Genomic DNA, 16,642 nt, shown 5'->3' with positions numbered 1-16,642 from the left:
TGCTGAAAATACATATGTAAGTGAAAAAACAATTATTGATAACGGGAATGCTCGCATTGTCAGGCATTTCTTTTGCACAGACCGATCGTTTATGGACTTCCAGCTCCATTAAAACATCCTCTCCCATTTTTGAAAATATGTCAGTTTTCAAAAATCCGCAGCTTTTTCATCTGAATATTACCGGATTAAAAAATGTATTAGCAAAGGCCTCAGAAAAATTAACCGAAAAATCTGAAGTCATTATTTCCTTCCCCAATTCAGCAGGAAAAATGGAAAACTTTAAAGTAACGGAAAATTCTAATTTTGAACCCGAACTTGCTGCAAAATACCCTGATATCAAGTCTTACATTGGTGAAGGTTTGGAAGATCAAGCTTCAAAAGTCTATTTCAGCATTTCTTCTCTTGGGCTTTCTTCTATGGAAATTTATAGTGACAAATCTACTGTTTTTATACAACCCTACACTAAAGATCTTTCTACTTATATCATTTATAAAAAGTCTGACAGAAAAGATATTTTAAATAAATTTGAGTGTAAAGTTTTAGATGTAGCTCCAAAGGAAAGTCTGAAAACCAATACTAATAAAAATGCTGATGATTCTACATTAAGAACCTTCAGACTTGCCCTTTCATGTACCGGAGAATACGCTTCTTATTTTGGAGGAACAAAAGCTCAGGCATTAGCAGCCATGAATAACACAATGACCCGTGTAAATGCTATCTTTGAAAATGATTTTGCGGCGAAAATGGTCCTGATCGCTGATAATGATGCTATCATTTATACTGATGCCGCCACAGATCCTTATTCTCCATCTTCACAAATGAGAAACTGGAATCTGCAGCTGATGAATACATTAAGCTCTTCCATCGGAAATGATCATTTTGACGTGGGTCATCTTTTTGGCAGGGATGGAGGCGGCGGTAACGCAGGATGTATTGGATGTATTTGTGACAATAATATGTCTACTTACGAAGACCAGGGCATTACCTATCCCAGCAGCTACAAAGGAAGCGGATACACTTCACCGGCAAACGGAATCCCTTCGGGAGACAGCTTTGATATCGATTTTGTAGCGCATGAAATGGGACATCAATTCGGAGGAAATCATACATGGTCATACGATACCCAATCCGGATTAAAGCCTGTGGAACCAGGCTCAGGATCTACTATCATGGGATATGCCGGTGTTACCAACTATGATGTTCAACAACATTCTGATCCATTTTTCCATGCGTTGAGTATTGAACAAATTACGAGTACGATCAAAATAAAGACCTGCCCTGTAAAATCTCCTACAGGAAATTCAATTCCTACCGCAGATGCAGGCCTTGATTATATTATTCCCAAAAGTACTCCATTCATGCTTACCGGATCTGGAACTGATGCAGATGGAGACCCGCTTACTTATATCTGGGAGCAGATGGATAAAGGAACATCTTCTGAAACGGGAGCTAATTCTGCGGCAAAAGACTCAAAAAACGCAGGACCAATATTCAGATCGTGGACGCCTTCAGGTTCTCCGACAAGGTATTTTCCGGCAATGTCTTCCATATTGGCAGGTGCTCTTAAAACCACAGGAACAGAAATAGATGTTGAAGCACTTCCTTCTGTAGCGAGAACCTTAAATTTCAGACTCACCGTCCGCGATAATAAAGCCGGAGGCGGAGGCAACAATTCCGATGATACAAAGCTGACTGTGAACCCAGCAGCAGGGCCATTTATGATTACCTCACAGAACACTGCGGTTTCTTATATAAAAGGAAATTCACAAACGGTTACATGGGATGTAGCAGGAACCACAGCTAATGGTGTGAATACAGCTAATGTAGACATTCTATGGTCAACAGATAACGGCAGCACATGGAAAACAATTTTGACCGGAACACCTAATGACGGCTCAGAGAGTATTATAATTCCTGATACTTTAACCAATTCCGGAAGAATAATGGTCAAAGGAAGCAATCATATTTTCTTTGATATCAATAATGCCAATATTTCGGTAAAAAACTCAAATGACGATGCTGCTTCGTCATCCACAGAAATTAAACTGTATCCAAATCCTGTAAAAAGCATTCTTATCCTTACCAATACAAGTAATGAAGAATATAAAATCTACGACATGTCTGGCAGGCTTGTAAGTGGAGGAAATCTTGAAAGTGGAACCGTAAATGTAAATAAACTAACCAATGGAACTTACGTAATCCAGATCGCAGGATTTACAAAACAATTCATTAAAAAGTAGAAAAAATAAACCTGAAACAATAAGCTGCTCATCCGGGCAGCTTTTTTATTTCTTAAAATGCAAAATATTATAATAAATAGGTTTATAAATAAAATTAATTTCAAAATAATAATTTATTTTAGATAAAATAACTAGTATTTAAGTTTTTTAATTTAAATTTATCACACAACAATATTGTATTGTGCTGTTTACCCGGATCGTATTTAAGGGAGCTTCAAGCCGTTTTTTTAACGTCTGATGCCGTTGCTTCTTTTGAATTTATTTTGGTGTAAATTACTATTTCAGCAATTTGCTACGAAAAAAGTCTATTATTAAACAAATTCCAGCCTCAAAAATTTCTATTCTGGACCAGAGAATCATTAGTAATATTCATATCAGTATTTCATGTGAGATCTTTGCAAAAAATTGATGTTTCAAAAAAGGTACATTCCTCTAATACCTCTATAATTTTAAAATAATTTAAAATTTTTTATATGAAACATTTATTTAAGTACCTCTTTTTTTTAGCCATTACTTCATTCTCGGTTGCCTGTAGCTCTGACGATGATGAAGTAATAGACATCAATCCGGATGTGACCACTGTATTCTACAAAAATGCAGATGAACTGGCAGTAACCTATGATCCCGGTAATTCGGTAAGTCAAGCCATAAAAAATCAGGCTTATGACCTATACAAAAGGGGAAAATGGAGTGAGTTGGAATCACTTTTTAAGGCTAATAATTTAAATGGCGGATGGCCGCCTGCCAACGGAGGTTACAATATTGTTGATGATGTTCCTTTACAGGTTGGACAGAAATTCGACAGATACAGCGGAGCGGTTGGCAACTATACCGGCACCGGAGTTCCTACATTGGGAGGAAGTTTTACAAGCCCTATTATCAATGGTTATACTTATACTTTTACCCAAAGAGCATTAAATCAACCGGAAGACAAGTACGATTTTTACTATGAAATCGATGTTTTGAATAGTTCTATGCAGTTTAAAACCCAAACCGCAGACATCATTCCTTGGTTCAGCCAGGCAGGAAAAGGAAAACAAACCATGTGGAAAATCCCTATCGACATCAACACGGGTTATCAGAAAACATGGAATAAGCTGGCTGAAGAAGGCTATATAAAAGTAACCATTAAGAAAAGCCCCAGCGGAAAATACCCTAACTTAGCAGGTACAGTTATTCAGCCATAAATCAACCGTGATGTATTCAATATCAGAAAAAATAAGCATAACCGAAAAAGCTTCTGTTGAAAAAAACACCTTTATCAACGATGAAGCTCTTCCTTCAGCAATAACCACTTTCACCTGCTGTCATTGCGGAAACAAAAATACTATTGCAATAAAACCCTACGAATCAGGATTTCCTATTCTACAACTGTACCATGAAGGTAAAATATTATCCAAAGATGAATTGTTAAAGCACAGAATTGCCAACGGAACCTCTCAAAGAATGTTGCATTTCGGAGAATTAACAGTTAATGATTTACCTACTTTATATTTTGGTACCGATTGTACTTCCTGCCATTCAAAATACATAGGCGTTTTCAGCTATGGGGAAAAGCAGCCAGGATTGATGATATTGACCATCTCCGGAATCTGGAAATATGAGTAATTGAAATCCTATCCATATCCTATTAAAAGTCCACAAGTTTCAGATTGTGGACTTTTTTCTTACTTTAGCGAAGAAATTAATAACATCAGCAATAACCAGGAAAACACGTTAATTCATGAAAAAGATTACTTTACTTCTTTTCATGCTGTTCTTTGAGTCAGCATATTCACAAAAAACACTTGCCCAATATCCTGATGGCCAGTTTCCATACCAAGGAGGTTCTATCCAATTGTTCTCAGATATGCAGGACTATTTCCTGAAAAGCGGCTCAAAACCATGTGATCAAAATGAGATGTATTTTGTAAGCCTAAAGATTGATGAGAATGGTAAACCTGCTTTAGTAAAGAAAAAGAGCGATGATCTTATTATAGAAAAGAACAAATGCGCTTTTACTCTTGCTGTCAAATCTTTAGGGAGCTTAAAAAACTGGCAGCCTGCAGAGCAAAACGGACAGAAAGTTGCCGCTTATTTCGATTTTCTATTCCAACCCAAAGATTTTTTTGAAAATTACAAACCCGATTACGATATTGCTAAATCATATCAGTCTGCTGCCATGCCTGGTGGGATGAAAGCATTTAGAAAAGATGTTCTTGAAAGCTTAAGTAATTATTTGGATTGGGAAACTTACAATCCAAAAGGAACATTTCTTATATCCTTTGCAATAGATGAAAATGGAGAGATCACCAATGTAGATATTGAACCGAAAGTAGAAAACAACAAAATTCTTCTTGAAGATGTAAAATTTGCTCTGAAAAAAATAAAAGGAAAGTGGACTCCGGCAAAAACTAATGGAACACCAGTAAAATCATGGTTTAGAATGTCTATTAACTTTAGTTCGCGGGAGTAAAATAAAAACATTAGACAGCCTGCGCTTTTGGGTCTCATATTTTACTCCTGTACATTTCACATTTTACAAATCCTTTTCTATCTTTGTGGGAAATAAAAAAATTCATGGATAAAATTGATAGTCTGAACCAAGTAGCAGAATTCCATACTACTTTCAAAGCCCCTATTTTAGATACCCCACAAATTCCTTCTCCGGAAAGATGCAATCTTAGAGTAGAACTTTTACAGGAAGAATTAAACGAACTGAAGCAGGCGATTGCTGACAATAATATTGTAGAAATTGCTGACGCATTGTGTGATCTTCAGTATGTTTTGAGTGGTGCGGTACTGGAATTCGGACTTGGCAACAAATTTGTAGAGCTATTCAACGAAGTTCAGCGCTCCAATATGTCGAAAGCATGTGATAATGAAGAGCAGGCAAAGGAAACTGTTGAATTTTACAAAGCGAAGGAAGTAGAATCTTTTTATGAAAAGTCTGGAGAAAAATTCAATGTTTACAGACAGGCGGATCATAAAGTGCTGAAAAACAAATACTATTCTCCTGCTGATTTAAAATCAATTATCGAAAAATAAAATATGAAAAAATTTATTACCAATATTGTTGCCTTTTCAAGCTTGTTTTTAGCAGCACAACAGCTTACCGCACAAAAAGTTGTGGTAAACCGTGAAGTTGAAACGCAGAATGACGGCAAAATGCTTTTGGGAAACCAGTTGAAAGAGCAATTTTTAAAAGCTCCTTACGCAGATTGGTATGTGAAAGAACATGATGAATATGTTCTTGATCAAAAAGCAGTCAGTGAATTAAAAAAAGAGAAAATCGGAACCTATGATATTATTGTTTTCATGGGAACCTGGTGTGAAGACAGCCACAGAGATTTTCCAAGACTGATGAAAATATTGGAAGCTGTAAGTTATCCGGAAAGTAAATTGAATATTATTGCTGTTAACCGTAAGAAAGAATCTCCTACCGGAGACGAAAGTCTTTACAATCTGCAGAAAGTTCCTACCATTATTCTTAAAAGATATGGAAAAGAAGTAGGTAGAATTATAGAAATGCCTACTACAGGATATATTGAAAGGGATTTGGTTCAAATTCTTAAAAAGAATGATTCATCTGTTATCAAAGAAATTTTTAAATAGATTTTGAGAAATTATAGAACAATATTATCTTTTGTAGCCGGTGCCGGTGCAATGGTGCTGCTGTTTTTGGGTCTGAAATCATGTCTGAACCTGGGAAATAAAACTGAAAAGTCAGATTATTATATTCTGACCAATCAGATTTCAAAGATGAATAAGATGGTGGTTATGGAGCAGAATACTTCCAGCATGCAGAAAACCAAAATGGGCTATGAAGTTTTTGGTAAGGAAATTTCCAGCAACAGCATTATTACTTATACCAAGACCAATGCACAGGTTTCGTATGATCTTAATAAAATGAAGATCGAAGTAGATTCCATCAATAAAAAGCTTATTATTACCGAGCTTCCTGATGCAGAGATCAGAATTACTCCAAGTGTTGAAATCCAATCTCTGGATGATTCTTTTATTAACAGAATCTCGGAAAAAGACATTAAAAATGTTACTGCTAAAGCAAAGGAAACGGCAGAAAAATCAATTGACCAGAATCAGTTGAGAACTGAAGGCCGTAAACAGCTCATGGAAAATCTGAATAATGTTTTTGTTCTGGCTAAGGCTTTAAATTATGAAATAGAAGATAAAACCGGAAAAATTGGTATTCTGGGACTTTAGGGATAAAATATTTCTGTTTGGCAAACCCTTTGAATGATATCATCCATATTGTTGACACTTTAAAATCAAAATCATGGATAGAAAAGGAAAAACCACTAAGAAAGAATCTGCCAATACCGCAGAAACCCAAAAGCAAAATCAGGATTTCCAGAATATTCCTGCAGCATCAAAAAAGACCAATCCGCCTGATATTGATAAAGAAGATGTGCAGAAGTCTTCCAAAAACAAATCAGGAAAAACAGATAACACAAAAAAATAAAAGGGCGACAACGCTCTATTATAACGAAAAGTTCCGTCTCATACGAGGCGGAACTTTTCTTTCTAACTATCTAACTGAACTTTTGTTTCTATACAATGGTTGATTTTCCGATCTTGATATTTTCAAAATTGTAATATGACTTCTCGGAATATCTGATATGGTCGGCAATAAAGCTTCCCACTTCACTTGTTGAGTAATATTGTTTGGTATTAAGATCAATCGTGACATACTTGTTCTCAATAGCATGTTCTACAGATTGTCTTAATTTATCTGCTGCCGTTTTCAAATTAAGATGATCCAGCATCATAGCCACACTTAAAATAGAAGCAACAGGATTGGCAATTCCTTTTCCTTTTGCTTGTGGGTAAGACCCATGAATAGGCTCAAACAAAGCATTCTTCTCTCCTACTGAGGCAGATGGCAGCAAGCCGATAGAACCTCCGATCACACTTGCTTCATCCGAAATAATATCTCCAAACATGTTTTCCGTTACAATAACATCAAAATGCTTAGGATTAAGAATCAGCTGCATGGCTGCATTGTCTACAAACATATAATCAAGCTGTACATCCGGATATTCAGGTGCAATTTCCTGACAGGTCTTTCTCCATAATCTTGAAGTATCCAGAACATTAGCTTTATCAATAAGGGTAAGTTTTTTCTTCCTTTTGTGAGCTTCCTGGAATGCCATATGCGCAATCGGAATAATATCTTCGCGACTGTATTTGCAGATGTCATAAGCATAAGCTCCTTCCGGATCTGTAAATTTTTCACCAAAATAGATTCCGCTTACCAGCTCTCTGAAGATCTGGATATCAGCTCCTTCAATAATTTCTCTTTTCAAAGGACTTTTATCAATAAGAGATGCATACGTTTTTAACGGGCGGATATTGGCAAACAGTCCCAACTCTTTACGAAGTTTCAATAATCCCTGTTCCGGTCTCACTTTCGCTTCCGGATTATTATCAAAAACCGGATCTCCAATTGCCCCGAAAAGCACGGCATCAGATTCTTTACATATTTTCAACGTTTCTTCGGGCAAAGGATTTCCTGTTTTAAAAATAGCTTCTGCACCGATTAATCCATAGTCAAAATGAAATTTACATTGAAACACTTCAGCGATAGCATCCAATATTTTAATGCTTTCACTGATAATTTCCGGGCCAATCCCATCTCCGGGAAGAACCGCGATTTTAAAATAATTGTCGCTCATTTGCTTTTTGTGTTTTTAATTCGAATTCTGTGATCGCCTGCTTTCTGCTGATTAAAAAATCAATATCGTCATAGCCATTCAGCAGGCATATTTTTTTATAAGAATCTAATTCAAAGGTTTCCGTGGTATCTTTAAAGCTGATCGACTGTAATTCCACATCAATAGCGATTTCATGATCAGGATTTTCATTGATTCCGTCTAATATTTCTTTTAAAAATTCTTCAGAAACCTTTACAGGAAGAAGTCCGTTATTGAGAGCATTTCCTTTAAAGATGTCGGCGAAATAACTGGAAACAATTACTTTAAAGCCATAATCGGTCAAAGACCAGGCTGCATGTTCGCGGCTGCTTCCACAACCGAAGTTATTTCCTGCCACTAAAATTTCACCTTCGAATTTAGGATTGTTTAAAACAAAATCCGGATTCGGTTCTCCTGTATGAATATTGAACCTCCAGTCTCTGAACAGATTTTCTCCGAACCCTTTTCTGTCTATACTTTTCAGGAATCTTGCCGGAATAATCTGGTCTGTATCTATATTTTCTGCCGGCAGTGGAACTGCACGGGATTTTAAAACAACTAATTTTTGCATTTATTCTATATTGTTTAGACTTGGAACCACAAAAGGCACAAAAGTTTTCTTTTTTACTTTTCAATTTACTTAACTGAAGTTCACATAAGAGTGAAAATCGAAGATTTTCAAAAAACTTAAGTGTTCTTTTCTACAAGCAAATGGAACCTTCTTCTTACTTAAGTGTTATCATCTTTTGTGTCTTTGTAGTTAAATTCTTTTTAGTTTACACTTTCAAAAGCTGAAATTTTACCTTCTATGGCTGCTTTTGCTGCAGTAAGCGGGCTGGCAAGAATAGTCCTTGAACCTTGTCCCTGTCTGCCTTCAAAATTTCTGTTGGAAGTGGAAACACAATATTCTCCTTCCGGAATTTTATCATCATTCATCGCCAGACATGCCGAACATCCCGGCTGACGGATCTGAAACCCTGCATCACTGAATATTTTATCCAGTCCTTCCTCATAAATCTGTTTAACCACCTGTTGAGATCCGGGAACAATCAGTGCTTTTACAGCCTCAGATTTACTTTTTCCTTTGATATACTGAGCGGCAGAACGAAAATCTTCTATTCTTGCATTGGTACAGCTTCCTATGAAAACATAATTAACCTTAATACTATTTACCGCCTGTCCGGCTTCCAGTCCCATATATTTCAATGCCTTCTCTTCCGATTCATTTTGCGGTGCCGGAATCACTTCGCGGATTGAAATCCCCATTCCCGGATTGGTACCATACGTAATCATTGGGTAAATATCCGAAGCATCAAAGCTGAGTTCTTCATCAAAAATAGCTCCTTCATCTGTCTTCAGCGTTTTCCAATACGCTACTTTTTCATTCCACTCTTCTCCTTGAGGTGCAAACTTTCTTCCCTTCACGTATTCAAAAGTGGTTTCATCAGGAGCAATCATTCCTCCTCTGGCACCCATTTCAATACTCATATTGCAGACTGTCATTCTTCCTTCCATGGACATTTCTTCAAATACATTCCCTGCATATTCACAGAAATATCCTGTTCCTCCATCTGTTCCTATTTTTGAAATGATATAAAGAATTACATCTTTAGGCTGAACATTTTCATTAAGTGTACCATTAACGGTTATCCTCATTGATTTTGGCTTGTTCAGCAATAAACACTGGCTGGCAAATACCTGAGCCACCTGGCTGGTTCCAATCCCAAAAGCAATAGATCCAAATGCTCCGTGCGTAGAGGTATGGCTGTCGCCACACACAATACTCATTCCCGGCTGCGTAATCCCCAGTTCCGGGGCGATGATATGAACAATTCCCTGATATGGGTGTCCTAACCCAAAAAGTTCAATATTGTTTTTCTTACAGTTTTCTGTAAGCTGTTCTACCTGATTTCTTGAAAGTTCATCTTTAATAGGCTGCTCCTGGTGTAAAGTAGGTACGTTGTGATCCGCAGTAGCTACAATCTGTTCCGGTCTGAATATTTCCAGGTTTCTGGATTCAAGTTCCGCAAAAGCCTGAGGGCTGGTTACCTCATGAATAAGATGTTTGTCTATATAAATGATCTGAGGTCCGTCAGGAATGGTTTCTACCACGTGAGCGTCCCAAACTTTATCAAAAAGTGTCTTTTTACTGTTGTTCATTGTTTACTTTATCTTGATTTAATCAAACCTATCCTATTTTTCTACTGAAAGAATCCATCATCAGGCTCAGATCATCATTTCCTATTTCTTTTTTAAGGTCAGCAATTTTCAAAAATTCCTGATACAGAAAATCAAGTTCATTTTTGGTCACTTCATAACCGATATGCTTGAAACGGTAAGCTAATGCTGAGCGTCCACTTCTTGCTGTAAGAATAATGGAAGACGCATTCACTCCTACTTCTGCTGGATCAATGATCTCATACGTTTCCCTGTTTTTAATCACCCCATCCTGATGAATTCCTGAGCTGTGAGCAAAGGCATTAGCTCCTACGATGGCTTTGTTTGGTTGTACAGACATTCCCATCAGATCAGATACCATTGCGCTCATTTCATTCAGCATTCTGGAATTCACATCAGTATGCAGATTCAAATCTTTATGCTGTTTTAAAATCATGACGACTTCTTCCAACGCTGTATTTCCTGCTCTTTCTCCCAATCCGTTGATGGTACATTCAATCTGACGCGCTCCGTTGATCGCTCCGGCAATAGAATTGGCAGTCGCCAGTCCAAGATCATTATGACAATGGCATGAAAGCACTGCTTTTTCAATTCCTTTTACGTTTTCTTTCAGGTATTTTATTTTCTGACCATATTCTTCCGGTAAGCAATATCCTGTGGTATCAGGAATATTCAGAACCGTTGCCCCTGCTTTGATCACAGCTTCACAAACTCTTGCCAGATACTCATTATCTGTTCTTCCGGCATCTTCGGCATAAAATTCAACGTCCTCCACATAGGTTTTCGCATATCTTACTGCATCAGCTGCTCTTTCAATAATATCTTCTCTTGTGGAGTTGAATTTGTATTTAATATGAGAATCAGAAGTTCCGATTCCTGTATGGATTCTTGGTTTCTTTGCCAACTTCAGCGCTTCTGCCGCTACATCAATATCTTTTTTGTTCGCTCTTGTGAGTCCGCATACCTTAGCATTTTTCACCAGTTTTGAAATTTCTGAAACCGATTCAAAATCTCCGGGGCTGGAAATTGGGAATCCTGCCTCGATAATATCAATCCCTAATTCATCAAGCCTTTCAGCAATTACCAGTTTTTGTTCCGTATTCAGTTTGCATCCCGGAACCTGTTCCCCATCTCTCAGTGTCGTATCAAATATTTCGATTTTTTCGGAATTCATAAGTGAAGTTTTTTACTTAATTTTGGCTCAAAACTACAGCTTGCGATATTTTTTTATTTTCACTTTTCCTGAAAATTACAATATTCAACAGCTCGAAAAACAAATGTATTTATTTATTAATCAATAATTTAATTCCTTAAAATTTACAATGGCAGAATTGCAGAAAGATTTTTTGTTTGTACTGGTAAAGTCATTGACGACCTCTGAAAAAAGACAGTTTAAGCTCTACGTAAACCGGCTCGGAATTAACGTGGATGCCAAATTTCTATTGTTATTTTCTGAGATGGACAAGATGAAAGAATATGACGAAAGTATTATTATTGAGAAAAAAATATCTACAAAACAACAGCTTTCTAACCTTAAAGCCCATCTTTACAAACAGATCCTGGTGAGCCTCCGTATGAACCCAAGTCATCAGAACTATAGAATCCAGCTTCGTGAACAGTTGGATTTTGCCAATATCCTGTATCAGAAAGGACTTTACAAGCAGGCTTTAAAAATACTGGACAAGACCAAACAAACAGCTTTGGAACTGGATGAAAAAAGTATTGCCTCAGAAATCATAGACCTTGAAAAAGTAATTGAATCACAATTCATTACACGAAGTATTGAAGGCCGTGCCGAAGAGCTTATCAAGCAGTCTCAGGAGATCAGTAAACAAAACCGTTATACAACAAAATTATCCAACCTTTCGCTGAAATTATATAGCGAAATGCTCACCCATGGTTATGTAAAAAATGATGCAGACCGACAGGAAGTCATGGACGTTTTTAACTCCGAGATTAAAAACATCAACCCTGAAAAACTGAATTTCACCGAGAAATTATGGTATTATAAAGCCCATGTATGGAAAAACCAGCTTTTGCAGGATTATAAATACACGTTGAAATATGCCTACCAATGGGTAGATCTTTTTCACAAGAAGCCTGAAATGATTTACAGCCATCCTGTCTGGTATATCAAAGGGAATACTTATCTGCTGAAAATTCTGTTTTTATATGGAAATATTGATATTCTGGAGGAACATTTTGAGAATTTCAATACAATGGTACATGCGGAGAATTTTGTTCAGAACGAAAACCTACAGTCCCTTATTTTCCTTACCCAATACAATACATTGATGAATATTCACTTTGTAAAGGGAGAATTCTTCACAGGAACCAAGCTTATTCCTGAAGTGGAATTAAAAATGGAAAAGCTCCGGGAAAGAATTGATGAGCACCATTTTATGATTCTCTACCTTAAAATGGCAGCCATGTTCTTCGGCAGTAAAATGTTTGAAAAATCCATTGAATATTCTATGAGGGTCATTGAATCCAAAGGAAATGTACAGGAAGACCTGTTGTTCCATACACGGATTCTGATCTTGATGGCAAAATATGAGTCTGGAAATGATGAAGATTATGATGAATTTATTACTTCTACTTTGAAGTTTGCCAGGAAAATGAAGAAACCGGAAGAATTCCATTTTGAAAGCATTCAGTTTTTTAAGAACCTGAATAATCAGGTACCGGATCAGAGACAAAAAGCATTTGAAAGTTTTGATAAAAAGCTGGAAGAATATTCCAATAATGAGTATTACAGACGTTCATTATTCTATATTGATATTCATGGATGGATTAAATCTAAAGTCCGGAATGTAGATGTGATTGAGATTATCAAGCAGAAAGTAAAGTATAAAAGAAAGCATTAAATAAAAACACATAAAAAATTGTTTTAAAGTGATTTAACACCATTTATTTAATGTAAAATTAAACATTACAAATCATTCATTTCTTTTAAAAATAATTTCTCGCAGATTGAGCTGATTTTGCAGATCAACATAAAAAATCTGCTTAATTTAATCTGCGAGAGAATAAATCATCTAAAATTGTAAAACGCAATATTTACAGCATGTATTAACAGGTCGCTCCTCTGGAGCTATCATTTTAAAACAAATTACGTACTATTAACCGTTAGCTCCTATTGGAGCTGAATTTAATCCCATCGGGATTTACTGTTAATAGAAAAAATGAAGTGCTCTCAAAATAAAGCTCCATAGGAGCGACCTGTTAATTATGCTTTGATTTAATCAGACAAAAATGATTTTATTTGTATAGGTTTTCTATAAAATTCAGTGCATTTTTATGACTGATTTTTTCAACCAGTTCAGAAGAAAAGCGCTTTTCAATCTCTGTATTGATCGCATTAAAAGCAGATGCATCATCATATCCTTCAAAGAAAAAAGGATGACGCGATTTATCCGGATGGTTTTTGCAAAAGAAAAAATCGGCTCCATAAGCAATTGCATCTTCTCCTCCTAAATCAAGACCATACTGAATATGTTCATATAAAATCTCAGGATTTTTCTCATCAACACAGTTACGGATAAAATTAAGTCCTATTAAACCCTTTCTTTTAATTACCTCTTTTGCCAGTTCATCAGGAAGGTTTCTTTTTTTGTCATGAACCTTTCTGTAGTTGGAATGACTGGCCAGAATAGGAATCTTATAGTTTCTCTGATCGATATAAGTAAGTATTCCGTAGGCAAGCTGATCACTGGTATGAGCAAGATCAATAGCAATGTTTTTTTCGGATACATAATCAAGAAGGACTTTTCCGTCATCTTTCAATCCAACATCAGAATTGTTTCCACCTCCAAAGCGGTTTTCAGTATGATGGGTTATTCCCAGATAAAAAACCCGTTGTGTTTTTTCAATCATCGCTTCCAGATTTTTAAAACCAGCATCAAGAGTATCGTCTTCACTACAAAAGCCGGACGCATTTTCAATGGCAGCAATAATCCCTACTTTGTCCGAGTTTTCAGAATTTTTATAATTGTTACCATTAAATAAGAAAAAACTTTCATTTTGCAGGAAATCTGAAAAAATTTCACTCTGCTTTGCTCCATAAACTGTACTATGCTCTCCTGTTGCTGAATATATAGCCATCACCTGGAGCTTTACATTTCCTTCTTTTAAATACGGAAGCGAGCAGCCAAGTTCCTTGTCATCAATTAATGAACCTGGCTCCAGTAAATAGCATAATAAATCGCAGTGCAAATCAAAATTAATAGCATTCATACTTAGATGTAATTTGTTTATTTTTAAATGGTTACATAAATGATAAGATATTTAATACCTGTATTATTAAGAATAAAAAATTAAAGGTGTTTTTCTATGAAAAACGAAATATGGAATTCAGTGAGACTAAAACCATCTTCATCTTTTGCATTTTTAATATTAATTCTCATTCTAAATATGTGCTAATATAGTATTTTATCTAAAAATTCCGTATTTTTGCATCTTAAAATTTCTTAGTAAACAATGATAAAAATTACACTTCCAGACAATAGTGTCAAAGAATTCGAAGGAGCAGTGACTCCTCTAGATGTGGCAAAATCTATAAGCGAGGGATTGGCTAGAAACACCATTTCCGCAATTGTTAATGACAAACAAGTAGAAACGACCACACCTATAACCACGGATTCTACGGTACAGCTTTTGACCTGGAATGATGATCTTGGAAAGAAGGCTTTCTGGCACTCTTCTGCCCACCTTCTGGCGCAGGCAATCCTTGAGTTTTATCCTGATGCTAAGTTGACCATCGGTCCTGCTATCGAAAGTGGATTCTACTATGATGTAGATTTCGGGGATGAAAGCTTATCTGAAAAAGATTTTGAAAAGATTGAGAAAAAAATCTTAGAAAATGCGAAGAAAGGTTCTACCTTCTCTTTATATCCGGTTTCTAAAGACGAAGCTTTGAAGACGTATGCAGATAACCCTTACAAAGTTGAATTGATTTCTAATCTTAATGATGGAGAAATCACTTTTGTAACGCACGATAACTTCACAGATTTATGTCGTGGTGGTCACATCCCGAATACAGGAATCGTAAAAGCGGTTAAAATATTAAATGCAGCAGGAGCTTACTGGAGAGGTAATGAAAAGAACCCACAATTAACAAGAGTATATGGTATTTCTTTCCCTAAACAGAAAGATCTTACAGAATATCTTGAAAGATTGGAAGAAGCTAAAAGAAGAGACCACAGGAAATTAGGTAAAGAACTTGGAATTTTTGCGTTCTCTGAAAAAGTAGGTGCCGGTTTACCACTTTGGTTGCCAAAAGGAACTGCTTTAAGAAGAAAACTGGAGAATTTCCTTTCTGATGCTCAGAAAAAAGGAGGTTATGAATTCGTAATGTCTCCACATATCGGGGCCAAAGAATTGTATGTAACTTCAGGACACTGGGATAAGTATGGGGAAGACAGCTTCCAGCCGATTAAAACTCCGAACGAAGGAGAAGAATTTTTGCTGAAGCCAATGAACTGTCCTCACCACTGTGAAATCTACAAGACTTCACAATGGAGCTACAGAGATTTACCAAAAAGATATGCAGAATTCGGTACAGTATACAGATATGAGCAAAGTGGAGAACTTCACGGCTTAACGAGAGTTCGTGGATTTACTCAGGATGATGCTCACCTTTTCTGTACTCCGGATCAGCTTTCTGAAGAGTTTGAAAAAGTAATTGATTTAACGCTTTATGTGTTCAAATCTTTAGGTTTTGAAGATTTTGTTACTCAGGTTTCATTAAGAGATCCTGAAAACAAACAAAAATATATCGGTTCTGATGAAAACTGGGAGAAAGCAGAAAGCGCAATCATCAATGCAGCTCAAAAGAAAGGTTTAAAAACAGTTGTAGAATACGGAGAAGCAGCATTCTACGGTCCTAAGCTTGACTTCATGGTGAAAGATGCTTTAGGAAGAAAATGGCAGCTTGGAACTATCCAGGTAGACTATAACCTTCCGGAAAGATTTGATCTTCACTATATCGGAAATGATAATGAGAAGCACAGACCGGTAATGATCCACAGAGCACCATTCGGTTCTATGGAGCGTTTCATCGCTATTTTACTGGAAAACACTGCAGGTGATTTCCCATTATGGCTAAGCCCGGATCAGTTTATTATTCTACCAATCAGTGAAAAATATGTAGATTATTCAAAAAAAGTTTCACAATTTTTGGAAAATCACGATATTAGCGGTCAGATTGATGACAGAAACGAGAAGACTGGTAAAAAGATCCGTGATGCAGAATTGAATAAAATTCCTTTCATGCTTGTCGTAGGAGAAAACGAAGAGAAAGAAGGCACGATTTCTGTAAGAAGACGTGGAGAAGGAGATCTTGGAGTGATGAAGATGGAGGATTTCGTTGCTTACTTCAAAAAAGAAGCAGCCATATAAATTTTAAATTAAAAGATTGAAGGATTCAAATAATTAATTGGAATCTTTCAATTTTAAATATTTAAATCAATTAAATTAAGTAATTAACCAATAAAATTATAATACAATAGCACAAAGATTTAACAACAGGGG

Annotated in this window: 15 protein-coding genes; 10 read left to right on the top strand and 5 right to left on the bottom strand. The window is 36.3% G+C overall.

The annotated features are described in order from the left end of the window. The first annotated feature begins 20 nt into the window (after positions 1-20). The 8 genes from DDF69_RS06655 to DDF69_RS06620 all read left to right on the top strand — a co-directional run bounded on the left by DDF69_RS06655 (position 21) and on the right by DDF69_RS06620 (position 6,702). The gene (locus tag DDF69_RS06655) at positions 21-2,240 is read left to right on the top strand and encodes a zinc-dependent metalloprotease (RefSeq protein WP_114820084.1); all 2,220 of its coding nucleotides are present in this window, start codon (positions 21-23) and stop codon (positions 2,238-2,240) included. A gap of 473 nt (positions 2,241-2,713) precedes the next feature. Continuing rightward, on the top strand, positions 2,714-3,427 hold the full coding sequence (locus DDF69_RS06650; protein ID WP_114820083.1) for a glycohydrolase toxin TNT-related protein: 714 nt from the start codon (positions 2,714-2,716) through the stop codon (positions 3,425-3,427). Between the two features lie 10 nt (positions 3,428-3,437). Beyond that, entirely contained in the window at positions 3,438-3,848 is a 411-nt protein-coding gene (locus tag DDF69_RS06645; RefSeq protein ID WP_114820082.1) for a hypothetical protein, read from the top strand. Between the two features lie 115 nt (positions 3,849-3,963). Then, positions 3,964-4,695, top strand: coding sequence for an energy transducer TonB (locus DDF69_RS06640; protein ID WP_114820081.1), 732 nt, complete (start codon positions 3,964-3,966; stop codon positions 4,693-4,695). A 104-nt stretch (positions 4,696-4,799) separates the two neighbouring features. Beyond that, positions 4,800-5,267, top strand: a complete 468-nt coding sequence (locus DDF69_RS06635; protein ID WP_027372233.1) for a nucleoside triphosphate pyrophosphohydrolase family protein — start codon at positions 4,800-4,802, stop codon at positions 5,265-5,267. Between the two features lie 3 nt (positions 5,268-5,270). Continuing rightward, complete coding sequence (locus DDF69_RS06630; protein WP_047430702.1) at positions 5,271-5,834, top strand: TlpA family protein disulfide reductase; 564 nt, start codon at positions 5,271-5,273, stop codon at positions 5,832-5,834. Between the two features lie 3 nt (positions 5,835-5,837). Further along, positions 5,838-6,443: a DUF4230 domain-containing protein gene (locus DDF69_RS06625; RefSeq protein WP_114820080.1), complete on the top strand. Its 606-nt coding sequence runs from the start codon at positions 5,838-5,840 to the stop codon at positions 6,441-6,443. A 73-nt stretch (positions 6,444-6,516) separates the two neighbouring features. Further along, positions 6,517-6,702 (top strand): hypothetical protein, encoded by a 186-nt coding sequence (locus tag DDF69_RS06620; protein ID WP_114820079.1) that lies wholly within the window; start codon positions 6,517-6,519, stop codon positions 6,700-6,702. A gap of 88 nt (positions 6,703-6,790) precedes the next feature. Here the strand turns inward: DDF69_RS06620 and leuB are convergent, their stop codons facing one another. From leuB to DDF69_RS06600, 4 genes are all read right to left on the bottom strand, one after another. Then, positions 6,791-7,915 carry a 3-isopropylmalate dehydrogenase gene (leuB, locus tag DDF69_RS06615; RefSeq protein ID WP_114820078.1) on the bottom strand — a complete coding sequence of 375 codons (1,125 nt, stop codon included), beginning with the start codon at positions 7,913-7,915 and terminating at the stop codon, positions 6,791-6,793. Continuing rightward, positions 7,896-8,504, bottom strand: a complete 609-nt coding sequence (gene leuD / locus DDF69_RS06610) for a 3-isopropylmalate dehydratase small subunit (RefSeq protein ID WP_114820077.1) — start codon at positions 8,502-8,504, stop codon at positions 7,896-7,898. The genes leuB and leuD overlap by 20 nt, the downstream gene beginning before the upstream one ends. 200 nt (positions 8,505-8,704) lie before the next feature. Further along, positions 8,705-10,093, bottom strand: coding sequence for a 3-isopropylmalate dehydratase large subunit (leuC, locus tag DDF69_RS06605; RefSeq protein ID WP_114820076.1), 1,389 nt, complete (start codon positions 10,091-10,093; stop codon positions 8,705-8,707). 28 nt (positions 10,094-10,121) lie between these two features. Continuing rightward, positions 10,122-11,285, bottom strand: coding sequence for a 2-isopropylmalate synthase (locus DDF69_RS06600; protein ID WP_114820075.1), 1,164 nt, complete (start codon positions 11,283-11,285; stop codon positions 10,122-10,124). A 148-nt stretch (positions 11,286-11,433) separates the two neighbouring features. On the opposite strand from DDF69_RS06600, the gene DDF69_RS06595 reads away from it, so the two are divergent. Next, positions 11,434-12,978, top strand: coding sequence for a hypothetical protein (locus tag DDF69_RS06595; protein WP_114820074.1), 1,545 nt, complete (start codon positions 11,434-11,436; stop codon positions 12,976-12,978). Between the two features lie 394 nt (positions 12,979-13,372). Here the strand turns inward: DDF69_RS06595 and DDF69_RS06590 are convergent, their stop codons facing one another. After that, positions 13,373-14,347, bottom strand: a complete 975-nt coding sequence (locus DDF69_RS06590) for a dipeptidase (protein WP_114820073.1) — start codon at positions 14,345-14,347, stop codon at positions 13,373-13,375. A 243-nt stretch (positions 14,348-14,590) separates the two neighbouring features. Between DDF69_RS06590 and thrS the strand changes: the two genes are divergently transcribed. Next, positions 14,591-16,510, top strand: coding sequence for a threonine--tRNA ligase (gene thrS, locus DDF69_RS06585; protein ID WP_034694469.1), 1,920 nt, complete (start codon positions 14,591-14,593; stop codon positions 16,508-16,510). Positions 16,511-16,642 lie beyond the last annotated feature (132 nt).

The sequence above is a fragment of the Chryseobacterium sp. KLBC 52 genome, assembly GCF_003347605.1.
Lineage (GTDB): Bacteria > Bacteroidota > Bacteroidia > Flavobacteriales > Weeksellaceae > Chryseobacterium.
This window is presented reverse-complemented; position numbering and strand designations above follow the sequence as displayed.